Source organism: Gordonia sp. PS3, from assembly GCF_041950545.1.
Lineage (GTDB): Bacteria > Actinomycetota > Actinomycetes > Mycobacteriales > Mycobacteriaceae > Gordonia > Gordonia sihwensis.
The window spans coordinates 22287-38495 of sequence record NZ_CP169524.1; the positions used below are offsets into that span (position 1 = coordinate 22287).

13 protein-coding genes are annotated in these 16209 nt (G+C 68.2%); 7 read left to right on the forward strand and 6 right to left on the reverse strand.

Annotated elements, in window-relative coordinates:
• Positions 1-19: 19 nt before the first annotated feature.
• The 4 genes from ACE11G_RS00110 to ACE11G_RS00125 all read left to right on the forward strand — a co-directional run bounded on the left by ACE11G_RS00110 (position 20) and on the right by ACE11G_RS00125 (position 4726).
• Positions 20-1471: a CCA tRNA nucleotidyltransferase gene (locus ACE11G_RS00110; RefSeq protein WP_082083886.1), complete on the forward strand. Its 1452-nt coding sequence runs from the start codon at positions 20-22 to the stop codon at positions 1469-1471.
• Positions 1472-1503: 32 nt separating this feature from the next.
• Positions 1504-2595, forward strand: coding sequence for an aminotransferase class V-fold PLP-dependent enzyme (locus ACE11G_RS00115; protein WP_375003278.1), 1092 nt, complete (start codon positions 1504-1506; stop codon positions 2593-2595).
• A 56-nt stretch (positions 2596-2651) separates the two neighbouring features.
• Positions 2652-3287 carry a DedA family protein gene (locus tag ACE11G_RS00120; protein ID WP_006896745.1) on the forward strand — a complete coding sequence of 212 codons (636 nt, stop codon included), beginning with the start codon at positions 2652-2654 and terminating at the stop codon, positions 3285-3287.
• Positions 3288-3541: 254 nt separating this feature from the next.
• Positions 3542-4726, forward strand: a complete 1185-nt coding sequence (locus ACE11G_RS00125; protein ID WP_375003280.1) for an MBL fold metallo-hydrolase — start codon at positions 3542-3544, stop codon at positions 4724-4726.
• 13 nt (positions 4727-4739) lie between these two features.
• On the opposite strand, the gene ACE11G_RS00130 is transcribed toward ACE11G_RS00125, so the two are convergent.
• Complete coding sequence (locus tag ACE11G_RS00130; RefSeq protein WP_045537089.1) at positions 4740-5330, reverse strand: YqgE/AlgH family protein; 591 nt, start codon at positions 5328-5330, stop codon at positions 4740-4742.
• Positions 5331-5400: 70 nt separating this feature from the next.
• On the opposite strand from ACE11G_RS00130, the gene ACE11G_RS00135 reads away from it, so the two are divergent.
• The gene (locus ACE11G_RS00135; protein ID WP_222110773.1) at positions 5401-6699 is read left to right on the forward strand and encodes an MFS transporter; all 1299 of its coding nucleotides are present in this window, start codon (positions 5401-5403) and stop codon (positions 6697-6699) included.
• On the opposite strand, the gene ACE11G_RS00140 is transcribed toward ACE11G_RS00135, so the two are convergent.
• Genes ACE11G_RS00140 through ACE11G_RS00150 form a run of 3 tightly spaced genes read right to left on the reverse strand, consistent with a single transcriptional unit; the run spans position 6642 to position 8660 of the window.
• Positions 6642-7103 carry a hypothetical protein gene (locus ACE11G_RS00140; RefSeq protein WP_222110772.1) on the reverse strand — a complete coding sequence of 154 codons (462 nt, stop codon included), beginning with the start codon at positions 7101-7103 and terminating at the stop codon, positions 6642-6644. The genes ACE11G_RS00135 and ACE11G_RS00140 overlap by 58 nt on opposite strands.
• Positions 7104-7150: 47 nt before the next feature.
• A complete protein-coding gene (locus ACE11G_RS00145) occupies positions 7151-8137 on the reverse strand; it encodes a bile acid:sodium symporter family protein (RefSeq protein ID WP_006896740.1) in 987 nt (328 codons plus the stop codon).
• A gap of 4 nt (positions 8138-8141) precedes the next feature.
• A complete protein-coding gene (locus ACE11G_RS00150) occupies positions 8142-8660 on the reverse strand; it encodes an SdpI family protein (RefSeq protein ID WP_006896739.1) in 519 nt (172 codons plus the stop codon).
• A 128-nt stretch (positions 8661-8788) separates the two neighbouring features.
• Between ACE11G_RS00150 and leuS the strand changes: the two genes are divergently transcribed.
• Entirely contained in the window at positions 8789-11656 is a 2868-nt protein-coding gene (gene leuS, locus ACE11G_RS00155) for a leucine--tRNA ligase (RefSeq protein WP_375003284.1), read from the forward strand.
• 13 nt (positions 11657-11669) lie between these two features.
• Here leuS and ACE11G_RS00160 read toward each other — a convergent pair whose 3' ends face one another.
• Positions 11670-12725, reverse strand: coding sequence for a DUF2804 family protein (locus tag ACE11G_RS00160; protein ID WP_375003286.1), 1056 nt, complete (start codon positions 12723-12725; stop codon positions 11670-11672).
• A gap of 67 nt (positions 12726-12792) precedes the next feature.
• Complete coding sequence (locus ACE11G_RS00165; RefSeq protein WP_375003288.1) at positions 12793-14946, reverse strand: FUSC family protein; 2154 nt, start codon at positions 14944-14946, stop codon at positions 12793-12795.
• 71 nt (positions 14947-15017) lie between these two features.
• On the opposite strand from ACE11G_RS00165, the gene ACE11G_RS00170 reads away from it, so the two are divergent.
• Positions 15018-16208: an acyl-CoA dehydrogenase family protein gene (locus ACE11G_RS00170; RefSeq protein WP_062367442.1), complete on the forward strand. Its 1191-nt coding sequence runs from the start codon at positions 15018-15020 to the stop codon at positions 16206-16208.
• Position 16209: the final 1 nt, after the last annotated feature.

Here is a 16209-nt window from a genome sequence, read left to right on the forward strand (position 1 = left end):
CACAGCGCCACGTGGACAGATGAGCGCCGCCGAGCGCTCCGAACGGCGTACGCGACTGCTGGCGTCGGCGGCGGTGACCTTGAACTCTCTCGGCGACGTCCTGACTCCGCTGGCGGACCGGTTCGCCGAGCGCGGGCACGAGTTGTATCTCGTCGGGGGCTCGGTGCGCGACGCCGTCCTCGGCCGACTGGCGGGCGATCTCGACTTCACCACCGACGCCCGGCCCGAGACGATCGCCGAGATCCTCTCGACCTGGGGGGACGCGGTATGGGACACCGGCATCGAGTTCGGCACGGTCAGCGCCGCGCGCGGGGGCGAGACGGTGGAGATCACGACCTTCCGCTCCGACATCTACGACCAGCAGAGCCGGAACCCCATCGTGACCTTCGGCGACACGCTCGAAGGCGATCTGATCCGCCGGGACTTCCGCATCAACGCGATGGCGGTCCGGCTGCTCCCAGGGGGCGGTCAGGAGTTCTGTGATCCGCTCGACGGCATGGCGGATCTGCTCGCCGGCGTCATCGACACCCCGGCCGCGCCGGAGTCGTCGTTCAATGACGATCCCCTCCGAATGCTGCGCGGCGTGCGTTTCGTCTCACAGCTGGGCTTCCGGCTCTCCGACCGCGTGCGCCGCGCCATCGGTGAGATGGCCGGGCAGATCGAGCGGATCACCGCCGAGCGGATCCGGGTGGAACTCGACAAGATGATCTGCGGCGAGCATCCGATCGAGGCCGTCGACCTGCTGGTGGACACGGGTCTGGCCGAGTTGATCATTCCCGAGATCCCGGGGATGAAGCTCACCATCGACGAGCATCACCAGCACAAGGACGTCTACCAGCATTCGCTCACGGTGCTCAAGCAGGCGATCGACCTCGAGACCGGCGACCCCGACCCGGTTCTGCGCTGGGCCGCGCTGCTGCACGACATCGGCAAGCCCGCCACCCGCAGGCACGAGGAGGGCGGCGGCGTCAGCTTCCACCACCACGAGGTGGTCGGCGCCAAGATGGTCCGCAAGCGGATGCGCGCGCTCAAGTACCCGAAGGCGGTCGTCGACGACGTCTCGCAGCTGGTCTTCCTGCACCTGCGCTTCCACGGCTACGGCGACGGCAAGTGGACCGATTCGGCGGTTCGCCGTTACGTCAACGACGCCGGTCCGCTCCTCGACCGGCTCCACAAGCTGGTGCGCGCCGACTGCACCACCCGCAACAAGCGCCGCGCCCGCCGTCTGCAGGAGACGTACGACGATCTCGAGCACCGCATCGCCGTGCTGCGGGAGGCCGAGGACCTCGATCGGGTCCGACCGGACCTCGACGGCAACGCGATCATGCAGCTGCTCGGTCTCCCGCCCGGCCCGGTGGTCGGTGAGGCCTGGCGGTACCTGAAGGAGCTTCGGCTCGACAGCGGGCCGATGAGCCGCGAGGACGCCGAGGCGGCCCTGCGCGCATGGTGGGCGGACCGCAACGGCGACTGATCGGGCCCGGAGCCACAGGGTAGATTCAAGGCATGTACTGCAGCGAACTCGGTGAACAGTGGCATGCAGCGAGAGTGGAACCCTCGATCGGGCATCTCGACGCCGCCTCGGCCGGGCGTTCGTCGAATGCGGTCATCACGACTCTGCACGAACACCTGATCCGCGAGGCCAGGAACGGTTCCTACATCGCCGCCGACGAACGCGCAGAGACCCTCGAAGCCGGCCGCCGCGCACTGGGCTCGCTGATCGGCCATCGCGCCGAGGAGATCGTCTTCCGAGACAGCGCGCGGTCGGCGCTGCGGGCGCTGCTCAACACCATGGCGCTCCCGCTCTCCCCCACGGTATGGGTCGCGAAGAATGAGTTCGGTCCCAACCTGCTGGAGTTCGAGCGCCGCGACTTCGCGGTCCGCACCATGCCCGAGGGCGACGTGTACGGGCACGTCGACGTCGACTCGCTGGAGAACATGCTGCAGTTCGAGCAGCCCGACTTCATCCATGTCTGCCACATCGGTTCGGCGAGCGGACTGGTGCAGCCGGTGGCGAAGATCGTCGAGGTGGCGCACAACGCGGGCGTTCCGGTGATCGTCGACATGGCGCAGTCGGTGGGGCATGTGCCCACCGTGACCGGCGCGGATGTGGTCTACGGCACCTCGCGCAAGTGGCTCACCGGACCCCGGGGCGTCGGATTCATCGCCATCCGGCCCGACTCGCGCATCGACGTGCGACTGCTGCCGTCGGAATCGTTCATCGCCGGTCAGCTGGCACTCTCGACGGCGGTCGCCGAGTTCCTCGACATCGGACAGCAGCGTGTGTACACCGAGTTGGCCGGTATCGGACGGATCGCGCGCGAACGACTGCACGGGATCGGCAGTTGGGAGGTCATGGAGCCGGTCGACGAGCCTTCGGCACTGGTGACCCTGGCGCCGCCGCCCGGATGGCGACCGGCCGACGTGCAGGCCGCGCGCGACCGACTGCGGGAGATCGGGCTTCTGGTCACGGCGGCGGACTCCTGGCGCGCGCCCCTCGCCGGTGAGGATTCGCTGCTGCGGATCAGCCCTCACCTCGATGTGCGCCCGGAACAGCTGGATCAGCTCGCCAACGCCATCCGGACCATGGGGTACTGAGCCGCCGGACCATTCGGCCGCTCGTCACGCGCGGTCTCGCCCCGAAAAGCGCGGATATGCACACATTGACCGATCGGCTGACCGATCTCGTCGACTCCGCCCCGGCATGGGCGGTCTACCTCATCGCGGGCGGGGTCGTCTATCTCGAGACTGCGGTCGCGGTGGTGGGACTGGTGGCCCCGAGCGAGGCGGTGCTCATCGCCGCGGGCGTGGTGGCGGCCGTCGGCAAGCCCGTCATCGGTGTGCTGATCGCGGTCTGCGCCGTGGCGGCCATCGCCGGCGACTCGACCGGCTACGCGGTGGGCGTGGTCACCGGCCCGCGGCTGGCCCGGACGCGGCTCGGCCGGAAGGTGGTCCGCCGCGCGATCGCCTCCGGCTATCGGGCGCCCGAGTCGGGCGACGCGGTCCTGGCGATCGCCTCGGCGCGCTGGGTGGGATACGTCCGGAGTGTGACGCCACTGCTCGCGGGGTCCCGGCGGATGAGATACACCCGATTCGCTCTCGCTTCCGCGATCGGCGGAATCAGCTGGACGATGACCGTGCTGCTGGTCTCGTACGGCGTGGGCGCCACTCTGGGCGCCGAGGTGGCATTGATCGTGGGTGTCGCCGTCGGTGTCGCGGCGTTCGGATTCCTCATCTTCCGCCGCGTCCGGGCCGGCCGGGCCGAACGCCGTCGGGGCAGCGGCGGCTAAGACATGGCTGACGATCGGAACTCGGCGGTGGGTCACCCCGCTCAGCGGTGATGCGGAACCGCACCGCAACATCGAAAACACCGGGAACTTTAGAAAGTCTCTTGACTATTCTAATTGTGACCGGGTACACATCATATGGGCGGCAGTACGGCGTCGAGGCCCTCCTCGTCCGCCCGGCACAGCACGCCCGCGACGCACGGACGCCGCTGTGACTCACGCCGTCTCTCTTCGCCACTGATCGAAAGGAATCCGCAATGAATTGCGGTTCACATCACGAGCACGACAGCCGGCCTGTGGCCGAGAAGGCTTCGTCGAATCTCGGCCGCCGGAACTTCCTCCGCGCCGCGCTCGCAGGCGGGGCGGCGCTTACCGGGGCCGGTCTGGTCGCCGCGTGCGGATCGACCCAACCGGCGGCCAGTTCGCCGACGCCGACGGCGATGCCACCGGATCTGCAGCAGTCGAAGTTGACGCTCGTTCTGCTCGGCACGAAGGCCGGACCGCCGCCGGCGACCGAGCGAGTGGGCATCTCGACGGCCCTGGTGGTGGACGGGAAGACTTACCTGATCGACTGCGGTCGCAGCTCGGTGACGCAGTACAAGAGGTCCGGACTGCACTACCGGGAAATGGCGGGAGTCTTCCTGACCCATCTGCACGCCGACCATGTCGCCGACTACTACAACTACTTCATGATGGCCGGTACCACCGGCGAGAAGAACGGAGACGTCGTCCCGACCGGTATCCCGGTCTACGGACCCGGATCCGCCGGAGGGCTTCCGGAAGCGCTGGGTGGCCGGCAGGTGACCACTGTCGCCCCGCAGAGTCCGACGCCCGGAACCCGCGAGATGACAGACAGGCTCCACGAGGCCTTCGCATACAACAGCAACGTCCTCATGCGCGATGCGGGTTTCCGTGACCCTCGCGACATCCCGGACATCCACGAGATCGCCATCCCGGCGGCAACCGGTGCGCGCTGGGACAACACTGCCCCCGACATGGCACCGTTCACCGTGATGGAAGACGATCGGGTCAAGGTGACGGCCACGCTCGTTCCACACGGCCCGGTGTTTCCCTCTTTCGCCTTCCGGTTCGACACCGACCACGGCGCCGTCACGTTCTCCGGCGACACTCGATACTCGGAGAACCTCATCAGGCTGGCGAACTCGTCGGACGTTCTCGTCCACGAGGCACTCCGCATCCCGCCGGATGCCGGGCTCACCGAGGACGTGATCGATCACCACCGCAAGTCTCACGTTTTCGTGAACGAAGTCGGTCCCATCGCCCAAAAGGCGAACGTGCCGTCTCTGGTCCTGTCACACATCGAAGAAACCGGGGGACGCACGATCGACCCCAAGGTATGGACCGAGGAAGCCCAACGCGGATACGACGGCCGGGTCACCGTCGGCGAGGACATGATGGTCGTCCCGGTGGCGAAGCGGTGACCGGCGACCTGCCCTAGTTCTCCTCGGGATGGCGAGGGTAGGTGGACAGCAGTGGCAGGGGCCACGGCTGCCGGGCGAGCACTCGCTGCCATACGTCGACGGAGGGTTCGGCCAGCAGATCGGTGGGCAGGCCCTGGGCGACGATCCAGCTGCCCTCCGCCAGTTCCTCGTCGAGCTGACCGGCATCCCAGCCGGCGTAGCCGGCGAAGATCCGGACCCCGGTGAGCACCTGTGCCAGTTCGTCCGGGTCGGCGTCGAGGTCGACCATCGCCACCGGACCGAGCACCTGGTGCAGACGCGGCTGCTTGCTGACGTCGACGCCGGTCTTCGCGACTCCGAGGCAGAGCGCCGACGAGGTCGCCACGGGACCGCCGACGAAGACCGCGCGAGGACTGGCGGCGAGCTCGGTCCACGCGGGCAGCACGTTGTACACCGCGGCGTCCGACATCCTGTTCAGAACCACGCCGAGAGTGCCCTGCTCATCGTGTTCGATCACGTAGATCACCGTGCGGGCGAACGTCGGCCCGGTGAGAGCGGTGGACGCTATCAGCAGGCTTCCCGCACTCACCTCGGGTTGATCGGTCAGATAGTCGGCGCCGGACACACCTCAATAATGACACTCAGCGCCCGGTGACGCCGCCACCCCGGCTCAAGATGAGCCGTAAACTCGACTGGTGAAGAGTTTGCAGTCGGTAACGCATGCCCCGGGGCTGTTCCGGCTGTTCGCGGTCCGTCTGCTGAGTCAGCTGAGCGACGGCGCTTTCCAAGCCGCGCTGGCCTTCTCGATCCTCTTCAACCCCGACAGGCACACCGATCCGATGGCGATCGCCGGCGGCTTCGCCGTGCTGCTGCTCCCCTACTCGCTCCTCGGTCCCTTCGCCGGCGCCCTGCTCGACCACTGGGATCGTCGACGCGTGCTCGTCTTCGTCAACCTGCTGCGGGCCGCGGCTGTGGTCGTGGTGGCGATCACCATGAGCACCGACACCGCCGAACCCGTCGTCCTGCTGTCGGCGCTGCTGGTGACCGGTTGCAGCCGGCTGGTGGCGTCGGGCCTGTCGGCGAGCCTGCCGCACGTGGCGCCGCCGCAACTGATCGTGGAGACGAATGCGGTGTTCACGACGGTGGGCGCCGCGATGCTCGCGGCCGGAGCGGGTGTCTCCGGTGCGCTGCGGATGATCTTCGGGGCCGACAACGGCGGTTCGGGCGCCACCCTGCTCGCGGGAGCGGTCTTCGCCGTGTGCTCGGCGCTGCTGGCCACCCGGTTCGCGGTGCGTCAATTGGGACCGGACCATCCAGACGGAGTCGGTCACACGGCGGCGTATTCGGTGGTCCGGGGGCTCTCGCACGGACTCGGCGCCGTGGTGCGCACGCCGAGTGTCGCCATCGTGCTGAGCGCGATCGGGACGCACCGGCTGGTGTTCGGGCTGAACACGCTGATGTTCCTCATGCTGGTGCGGAACACCGAACTCGGAGACGCTCTGGGCGCCGACGTTCGGGCCATCGCCATGATCGGCGCCTTCGTCGCTGTCGGAGCGCTGATCGCGGCCGGGACGACGCCGGTGTCGGTCCGGCGCGCCGGGCGTCGGGGCACAGTGGTCTGGGCCCTGCTGATCGGGGCGTTCGCGGAACTGATGCTGCTCTCGGTCCGTCCGGTCCCGGTGCTGATCGCGGCGCTGCTGGTCGGTCTCGCCGGACAGACGATCAAGCTCTGCGGCGACGTCGCGATGCAATGCGACATCGACGACTCTTATCGCGGGCAGGTGTTCGCGGTCCAGGACGCGCTGTTCAACACGGCCTTCGTGGCGGCGATCTTCGTGGCCGCACTCGTCATTCCGCCCACCGGCTTCAGTGTGCCGCTGATCTTCGCGGGTGCGGCGCTGTACGCCGTCGCCGCCGCCGGCGTCTGGCGGTCCGGTCAGCGGGCCGAGGGATCGGCTCGGCCCGTACTGCTGTCGGAGCCGGTGGCACGGTAGCCGACGCGCCGGTAGGCATCGGCGAAACCGTCGCCGTCGCCGTCGAGCAGGACGGTGTCGGGTCTGCCGTCGCCGTCGGTGTCGAGCGGTGTCTCGGCGGGAGGCCGGGCGGAGACGGCGCCGGTATCGGGCGGCGGGTCCGCGGCCGTCTCCCACAGTCCCCCGCCGCCGTCGGCGTAGAAGCTCTCGCGGACGCCGTCGTCGTCCAGATCGAGGGCTGCCAAGTCGGCGACGCCGTCTCCGTCGGTATCCCACATCGCATCGTCGCTACGACCGTCGCCGTCGAAGTCGAGAGCGACGGCATCGAGCCGGCCGTCACCGTCGAGGTCGAGGTCGGGCGCGGTCCACCAGTGTGTCGGCGGTGCGTGTCCGGTGCCGAAGCAGTACTCGATGACGGTGTCCATACCGATTGGACGCACCGGCGGCGACGCCGGTTCCGGGACACGCCGCCTCAGGCCTCGGTGACCGCCAGTGCCTGCTTCTCGTAACGGCTGGCCAGCATCGAGCACAGGATCAGCTGGATCTGATGGAAGATCATCAGCGGCAGCACGATGAAGCCGACGGCGCTTCCGGCGAACATCACCGATGCGAGCGGAAGTCCCGTCGCCAGTGACTTCTTGGTCCCGCAGAACTGGATCGCGATCGTGTCCTCACGGGAGAAGCCGAGACGTTTGGGCAACCAGCCGGTCAGAGCCAGCATGGCGATCACGAACACCAGCGACAGCAGGCAGACCGCGATCACGTCCCAGACGCTCACGATCGACCACATCCCCGAGACCACGCCCTCGCTGAAGGCGACGTAGACCACCACCACGATGGAACTGCGGTCCACGTACTTCGTCGGTGCCGCGTACTTCGTCAGGAATCCGGCCACCAACGGCCGGCACAGCTGACCGGCGATGAAGGGGACCAGGATCTCGAGCACGATCTTGGTGACCGACGCCGCGGTGATGTGGACGCCGGCCTCCGAACTCATCAGCAGTACCACCAGCAGCGGCGTCACGAAGACGCCGAGGAGGTTGGAGGCCGAGGCGCTCACGATCGCGCCGGCGACGTTGCCCCGGGCGATGGAGGTGAACGCGATCGACGACTGCACGGTCGAGGGCACCAGGGTCAGGTACAGCACGCCGTGTGCGAGCTGATCGCCGATGACCGGTGTCAGCGCGGGCAGCAGAACGAGCCCGATGATCGGGAACAGGACGAAGGTGAAGCTCAGAATCGTCAGGTGAAGGCGCCAGTGGGTGAGACCGTCGAGGGCCTCCCGCGGATGCAACCGGGCGCCGTAGAGGAAGAACAGCAGTCCGATCAGAATGGTGACGACCCAGTCCATGACGTCGGCGAAGGCGCCCCGCGCCGGGAAGACCGCGGCGACGACCACCGCGAGCAGTATCGACAGGACGAAACCGTCGATCGGGGAACGATCGAGAAGTCTGCGCATCGAGCTACCCGGCGTTGTGCGGGTTGTCCTCCGACAGGCACATGCCGCTCAGTGCGCACGTACCGCAGCTCGATTCGCCGCAGTCCGCGGCCGCCGCGTCGTCGTCGCCCGCGGTCTCCGAGCAGCCTCCCGCCGTCGTATCGGCGGCGCCGGAACAGCAGCCGCACCCGCCCGCGTCGGGCACCGGCACGCTCTGCGCGGCCTGGATGGCCATGCCCCCGACCGCCGAGATCACGCCGACCGCGACCACGATGCCGAACACCGCGAACAGCAGGCCCCAGCCGCCGAAGGCGAGTCCGAGACCGCCGGTGACGGCGAGGATCAGAGCGGCCCCGAGGAAGCCGGGCGCCGCGACCTTGTTGGCCACGGCGAAGGTCTCCTCCGACCGCAGCGTCTCCGGAGAACGCACACCGAGCCAGCGGTTGCGGCGGAGCGCACCGGTCAGGCCGGCTACGCCGACTCCGAGCCATCCGGCCGCAAGCACCAGCGCGAGAACTGAGACGACGGTGGACGCGATAGACACACGGTCACTGTACGACGGGCTCGTCGTCCGGGCGAAATGGATAACGGCGAGCGGGCCGCAGCGGGTTCACCTCGCGGTGGGCACTGGTCGCTTTTGGGCACCGGGACGCGAGGATTTACGCTGGTCGGGTGACTTCTGCTGATTCGACGAATCGTCCGGCCGACAGCGCCGCCCACCGGTACACCGCGCAGACCGCCGGCGAGATCGAGGCGCGCTGGCAGGAGTTCTGGACGCGGAACCAGACCTTCGCCGCCCCGAACCCGGTCGGCCCGCTGGCGGGCGACTTCTCGCACTTCTCCGGCGACTCCCCCGACGCCGAGGACAAGCTGTTCGTTCAGGACATGTTCCCGTACCCGTCGGGCGCCGGTCTGCACGTCGGCCATCCGCTCGGCTTCATCGCCAGCGACGTCTTCGCCCGCTACCAGCGGATGACCGGCAAGAACGTCCTGCACACCATGGGCTTCGACTCGTTCGGCCTGCCGGCCGAGCAGTACGCCGTCCAGACGGGCACTCATCCGCGCACCACCACCGAGGCGAACATCGAGCGGTACCTGCAGCAGATCCGCCGCCTCGGTCTCGGGCACGACGAGCGCCGCCGCGTCGCCACCACCGACATCGACTTCTACCGGTGGACGCAGTGGATCTTCCTGCAGATCTACAACGCCTGGTTCGATCCGGAGGCGAAGAAGGCGCGTCACATCTTGGAGCTGATCGAGGAGTTCGAGAACGGTTCGCGCGAGCTCGAGGACGGACGCGACTGGGTGGCGCTCAGCGCCGCCGAGCGTCGCGAGGTGCTCGACGAGTACCGCCTGGTGTACCTCAGTGACTCATTGGTGAACTGGTGCCCCGGCCTGGGCACGGTGCTGGCGAACGAAGAGGTCACCGCCGACGGTCGCAGCGAACGCGGCAACTTCCCGGTGTTCCGGAAGAACCTGCGTCAGTGGATGATGCGGATCACCGCATACTCCGACCGCCTGCTCGACGACCTCGAGCTGCTGGACTGGCCGGAGAAGGTCAAGACGATGCAGCGGAACTGGATCGGCCGCTCGCGCGGTGCGCAGGTTCAGTTCCCGGTCCCGGGGACGGACGCCTCGATCGAGGTCTTCACCACGCGGCCCGACACCCTCTTCGGCGCCAGCTACATGGTCCTGGCGCCCGAACACGAGCTGGTCGACGAGATCGTCGCCGACCAGTGGCCCGACGAGGTGGACGAGCGATGGACCGGCGGCGCGGCAACGCCTGCCGAGGCCGTCGCGGCCTATCGCGCGTCGATCGCCGCCAAGAGCGATCTGGAGCGTCAGGAGAACAAGGAGAAGACCGGCGTCTTCACCGGTGCGTTCGCGACCAACCCCGTCAACGGTCGTCGGGTGCCGGTCTTCATCGCCGACTACGTGCTCATCGGATACGGAACCGGCGCCATCATGGCCGTCCCGGCGCACGACACCCGCGACTACGAGTTCGCGCGCACCTTCGGGCTGCCGCTGCTCGAGGTGATCGGTTCGGAGCAGGGCATCGAGGAGTCGGCGTTCACCGGCGACGGTCCGCTGATCAACTCCGGCTTCCTCGACGGGCTCGGTGTGGACGAGGCCAAGGCCGCGATGATCGAGCGGCTGGAGACCGACGGCACCGGCACCGGCACCGTGCAGTACAAACTGCGCGACTGGCTGTTCGCCCGGCAGCGGTACTGGGGCGAGCCCTTCCCGATCGTGTACGACGCCCAGGGCGCCCCGCACGCGCTGCCAGAGTCGATGCTGCCGATCGCGCTGCCGGAGGTGGCCGACTACCAGCCCGTCTCCTTCGATCCCGACGATGCGGACAGCGAGCCGTCTCCCCCGCTGGCCAAGGCCACCGACTGGGTCACCGTGGAACTCGATCTCGGCAACGGTCTGCAGACCTACACCCGCGACACCAACGTGATGCCGCAGTGGGCGGGCAGCTCGTGGTACCAGCTGCGCTACATCGACCCGACCAACGACGAGACCCTGTGCGCCAAGGAGAACGAGGCATACTGGATGGGTCCGCGACCGGCGATCCACGGGCCGGACGATCCCGGTGGCCTCGACCTGTACATCGGCGGCGTCGAGCACGCGGTCCTGCACCTGCTGTACTCGCGCTTCTGGCACAAGGTCCTGTTCGACCTCGGCTACGTCACCAGCAGCGAGCCCTACCGCCGGCTGTTCAACCAGGGCATGATCCAGGCCTACGCGTACACCGATTCGCGCGGCGTCTACGTTCCGGCGGAGGAGGTCTCCGAGCGGGACGGCAAGTACTTCTACCAGGGCCAGGAGGTCACGCAGGAGTACGGGAAGATGGGCAAGTCGCTCAAGAACTCCGTCGCTCCCGACGACATCTGCCGTGACTACGGCGCCGACACCCTGCGCGTCTACGAGATGTCGATGGGTCCGCTGGACCAGTCGCGCCCGTGGGCCACCAAGGACGTGGTCGGTGCGCAGCGCTTCCTGCAGCGCGTCTGGCGCCTGGTGGTGGACGAGGAGACCGGCGGAGTCCGCGTCGTCGACGAGGCGCCGTCCGACGAGGCCAACAAGGCGCTGCACCGGACGATCGAGGGCGTGCGCGACGACTTCGCGAACCTGCGGACCAACACCGCCGGTGCGAAGCTGATCGAGCTGACCAACTTTCTCACCAAGAACTACCCCGGCGGCGCGCCGCGGGAGACGGTGGAGTCGCTGGTCCTGATGCTCGCTCCCCTCGCTCCCCATCTCGCCGAGGAACTGTGGAGCCGCTTGGGCCACGACGGTTCGCTGGCGCGGGGACCCTTCCCCGAGGTCGACGAGCAGTGGCTGGTGGAGGAGAGCATCGAGATCCCGGTGCAGGTCAAGGGCAAGGTCCGCAGCCGTATCCAGGTGGCCGCGGACGCCGACGAGCCGACGGTCGTCGGCGCCGCGCTGGCTGACCCGAAGATCGCCGCGCTGCTCGACGGCGAGCCGCGCAAGGTGATCTATGTGCCCGGCAAGATGGTGAACGTGGTTCCCTGACCGCGCTCGACGGTCACACCAAGATGCGCTTGGACTCCCCCACGCCGAACATGCCGTCGACCCTCAGCGTCGCATGCTGCGCGTGGATGGTGCCCTCGTACCACCCGTACGGCGCGTAGTATTCGGCGAGGATCTTGCGTGGTCCGACGTGCATCGTCGACTGCACGGTGGGTGTGAACGTCACGTCCACCGCGCCCCCCGAGTCGCGGATGTACCAGGTGCCCCATGGGCCGTCGGGGCGGTCGACGGTGACCGCGGGCAGGCGGTGCACCTGATCGCCGATCCAGATGGCGTTCTCGTTGTAGACACCCGGATTGCGGACCTGATTGTCGGTGAGGTTGAAGCCCTCGACCACGCCGGCGGGCGTGCGCCGGACACCGGTGACCCAGTCGTACTTCATCGGCCGGGGGTAGTCGCCGTGGTGGTCGTCGAGGATCAGGAAGCCGCGACCGTCGGCGAGACCCACGTCGGCTCCGCCGATCAGCAGCGAGCCCGACGCGGGCATCATCGCCTTGTGCGAGTACAGGGCCCGGTTCTCGTCGAAGGGATGCACGATCACCAGATGACCGGCCGCACCGGTCGCGCAGTCGCCCGTGATGTGCAGGTCGAGTTCGGGTGTCAGCGCGGTGCCGCGGTGCGTCGCGTCGACGGTGACTCGGCCGCCGGGGAGCTGGTTTCCGATCTCGATCTCCAGTCCCGCGAACTCCCCCTCGGAGACGGTGCCGTCGAGACCCCGCGCGACCGTCAGCAGCGGCGACGGGAGTTTGGTCTCCCAGCGCCGGATGGTCGCCGCGTGCTTGTCCACCACCAGGACCTGGAGCAGACCGAGGGTCTTCGCGTTGTAGACCGCACCCAGGACGAAGAGGTCGTCGTCCCCGAGTTGAAAGGCCTCCCACTCCTTCAACCCGAGGTTGCGCACGGCGCGCCGGGTGCCGGCGAGCGGACCGGAGCCGGCGGCGTCGAGCGGGTTGATGTCGGCGATCGGGCCGTCGTAGGTGCCGAAGTTGTATCGGCCGCGGGTCACCAGGGACGCGGGCGGTTCGGTGGCGACGGGCGGAAACAGTGTCATGGTCACCGATGATCGCGCAGTCGCCGATTCGTGGCAAAAGCCGCGACCCGATGACGAGGTCGAGGTGTCAGTCGCGCTCCCGCAGTCGTTCGATGTTCGCCATGGTGATGCTCAGATTCGACAGCGCCAGCATGGCCCGATACTGCGGCGTATGCGGTCGGCACGGAACCCGACGGACGGCGTCGAAGGTCTCGGACGCCTCGCTTTTGGCCGTATTGTCGCGTCTGCGGTGCAGCAACGAGCGGCATGCGGCGTCCGACTGGGCGACCACTGCGTCGATGCCGCGCCGCACCGCGTCGGCGGCGTCGCCGTGGAAGGCCGCGGTACCGCCCTCCTTTCCGAGGATCACCGATTCCTGGGCCAGCCGGTCGGCGTGAACACCGGCGTTCTTGAGCAGCGCGGTGGCCGATCGACGGAGGGTGCGGCGTTGACCGCCTGCGAAGGAGACCGCCATCGACGAGACGAAGGTCTCCAGTTCGCGGTGATCGGTGTCGAGCCGATGCGCCGCGTCGAGCACCGCCGTGGTCGGCCCGTGGCCGATGAGGACGTCGCCGGATCGGGTGAGGACCTCCTCGAGCGAGGCGAAGTATGCGCGGATGCGGGTGATCAGCTCGGGACGGGAACTGCTGGAGAAGATCAGGAAGGCGCACGCGACGCCGATCACCGCTCCGGTGAGGGTCTCCTCGAGCCGCAGTTCGAGGATGTGCCGGTTGAGGATCCCCAGAAGGCCGTACATGGACGACAGCAGGACGGTGACGAAGAAGGCCATCACCGCGTAATTGAGGGGCCCGAGGTACACCATGCAGAAGACGCTGACCGCGCACAGCAGCATGAGGGGCAACTCCGCGCCGTCGATCGCGATGCCGAAGCCGAAGCCGACGAAGACTCCGCAGACGGTGCCGATCACTCGGCGATAGGCCCTGGTCAGGATCGCGGCACGGGTGTTGACGCCCACGAACACCAGAAACGCCGTCAGCACCGACCAGTACCAGCGTGACGCCGAGATGGCCTCGCCGGCGACGGTGGCGAGGGTGGCCGCGAGCATCACCTGCACGGCCATCCGCGTGGTCGGAGTCCACTCGTGCCAGAAACGATGCGGACCGCCTCCGGCGTCTGGAGCCTCAGCGATCTCGGCATCGCGCGCGACCGCCGGTTCGGCGTCCGTCGGCTCGTCGCTCGAGACGTCCGTGTCGGGTTCGGCAGTCGCCGCCGGATGCGGTGACTCGAGCGCCTCGCGCAGAGCGATCTGCGATTCGACCGCGCGGGCGAGGAGCGCGACCGCGAATCGCCCGGGGACGTCGGGATCGACGGCCTCCAGCGTCCGGCGCGCGCGGGCGGACGCGGCCGACCGCTCGGACGCCGGCAGGTCCGTGTCCAGCACGCGATGCATGGCGTCCAGCAGTGCGGTCAGTTCCCGGTCGGCGTTCGGCTCTGGGACCTGCGCCAGATGCAGACATGCCTGCACAAGATCGGTGCGGGCGTCGAAGACCAACCGGGCCAGTTCGTGTGCTGTCAATCCGGTGCGGGCGGCGGTGTCGTATTGGCTCTGCCAGTCGGTGATCGCCATGGCGACGTCGCCGAGGCGGTCGAGCCGGGCCTGCAGTGTCGCGCGGGGCCGGCCGACGGAGCCTTCCGCCGCGCGCACGGCCGCGTCCCCGGCGCCGCGGAACTGGCGCATCAGCAGTCGCAGCGACCGGTCTGGTGCGTGCAGCAGTATGGTCGACTTGACGATCAGACTCGCCGCCACAGCGCCGACGCCGATGAGCAGCAGCGGGCCGAGATCGTCGACCGTCGGCCGCAGGAACAACGCGAAGAAGCTGGAGAAGAACGCGATCATTCCCACCGCCGACCAGCGCGGACCGAAGCGTCGCATCCAGGTGGCGACGCCGCCGATCACGACGAAGGCGGCGATCTCGACGTACCTGTTGTGTGCGAGCAATGTGGTGCCGGCGAGGCCGCCGACCACGGGAATCACCAACAGGGCCGTGGTGACGAGCCGGGCCGGCGCGGTGGCGTCGCGCACGCTCAGACCCGCTTGCATCGCGAGAAACGCTCCGACCGCCAGGTAGCCGCCGTCCGCGTGGGTCGCGTTCACGATCAGCCAGGCGCACCCGGTGCTGATCAGCACAGCCACCGCTACCCCGCTCGCGTTGAGCAGCCGGGTACGGCCGGGATCGGTCCCGGCGAGTGCACGCACGGGATTCGCCGTGAATCGGACCATTTCACGATTGTGCCGAAACGGGGAGACTGCAGACGCTTGGCAACGAACTTACTCAGTAGTAAGGTAGCGCCATGGCTATCAACCTTGAGCTCCCGGAGAAGCTGAACTCCACGGTCGAGCGCGCCCGTCTCGCTGCCGAGCACATCTTCCGGCCGATCTCCCGCAAGTACGACAAGGCCGAGCACGAGTACCCCGTCGAACTCGACGAGCTCGGGAAGATCGCCAAACAGGCCCGCGGGGGCGATAAGGACGCCGACAAGGCGGACGAGTCCGCGGAGGAGACCGTCAACGGCGCCAACCTCCGGTCAGTGCTCAACGCCCGCGAACTCGGTTGGGGCGACGTCGGTCTGATGCTGTCGATTCCGTACCAGGGCCTCGGAAACGCGGCGATCGCCGCGGTGGCGAACGACGAGCAGCTCGAGCGTTTCGCCGATGTCTGGGCCGCCATGGCCATCACCGAGCCGGGCTTCGGATCGGATTCGGCCGCCGTCTCCACCACCGCCGTCCTGGACGGCGACGAGTACGTGATCAACGGCGAGAAGATCTTCGTGACCGCCGGAAGCCGCGCCGACCACGTCGTGGTGTGGGCGACGCTCGACAAGAGCGTCGGCCGCGCCGCCATCAAGAGCTTCGTGGTGCCGATGAACGCCGACGGGGTCACCGTCGCGCGGCTCGAGCACAAGCTCGGCATCAAGTCGTCCGATACCGCGGTGGTCCGGTTCGAGGACGTTCGAGTGCCGGCCGAGAACCTGCTCGGCACGCCGGAGATCCAGGTGAAGACGGGTTTCGGTGGCGTCATGCAGACGTTCGACAACACCAGGCCGGTGGTGGCCGCGATGGCCGTCGGCCTCGGGCGGGCCGCTCTCGAGGAGTTGCGCCGGATGCTCGAAGAGTCCGGTCACGAGGTCGACTACGACCGTCCGGTCGCCGCTCAGCACGCCGCCGTCGCCGAGTTCATCCGGCTCGAGTCCGACTGGGAGTCGTCGTGGATGCTCACGCTGCGCGCGGCGTGGATGGCCGACAATAAGCAGCCCAACTCCACCGAGGCGTCGATGTCCAAGGCGAAGGCCGGCCGCACCGTCACCGAACTCACCAACAAGGCCGTCGAGATCGGTGCCACGGCGGCGTTCTCCGAGACCGAATTGCTCGAGAAGTGGGCTCGCGACTCCAAGATCCTCGACATCTTCGAGGGCACACAGCAGATTCAGCAGCTGATCATCGCCCGTCGGGTGCTCGGAAAGACCAGTGCCGAGCTGAAGTAGA

Coding starts and splice junctions, on each gene's coding strand:
- ACE11G_RS00140 (WP_222110772.1), bottom strand. CDS start 7,103: ATGGACACCGTCATCGAGTACTGCTTCGGCACCGGACACGCACCGCCG.
- ACE11G_RS00145 (WP_006896740.1), bottom strand. CDS start 8,137: ATGCGCAGACTTCTCGATCGTTCCCCGATCGACGGTTTCGTCCTGTCG.
- ACE11G_RS00110 (WP_082083886.1), top strand. CDS start 20: ATGAGCGCCGCCGAGCGCTCCGAACGGCGTACGCGACTGCTGGCGTCG.
- ACE11G_RS00165 (WP_375003288.1), bottom strand. CDS start 14,946: ATGGTCCGATTCACGGCGAATCCCGTGCGTGCACTCGCCGGGACCGAT.
- ACE11G_RS00160 (WP_375003286.1), bottom strand. CDS start 12,725: ATGACACTGTTTCCGCCCGTCGCCACCGAACCGCCCGCGTCCCTGGTG.
- ACE11G_RS00170 (WP_062367442.1), top strand. CDS start 15,018: ATGGCTATCAACCTTGAGCTCCCGGAGAAGCTGAACTCCACGGTCGAG.
- ACE11G_RS00120 (WP_006896745.1), top strand. CDS start 2,652: ATGCACACATTGACCGATCGGCTGACCGATCTCGTCGACTCCGCCCCG.
- ACE11G_RS00125 (WP_375003280.1), top strand. CDS start 3,542: ATGAATTGCGGTTCACATCACGAGCACGACAGCCGGCCTGTGGCCGAG.
- ACE11G_RS00115 (WP_375003278.1), top strand. CDS start 1,504: ATGTACTGCAGCGAACTCGGTGAACAGTGGCATGCAGCGAGAGTGGAA.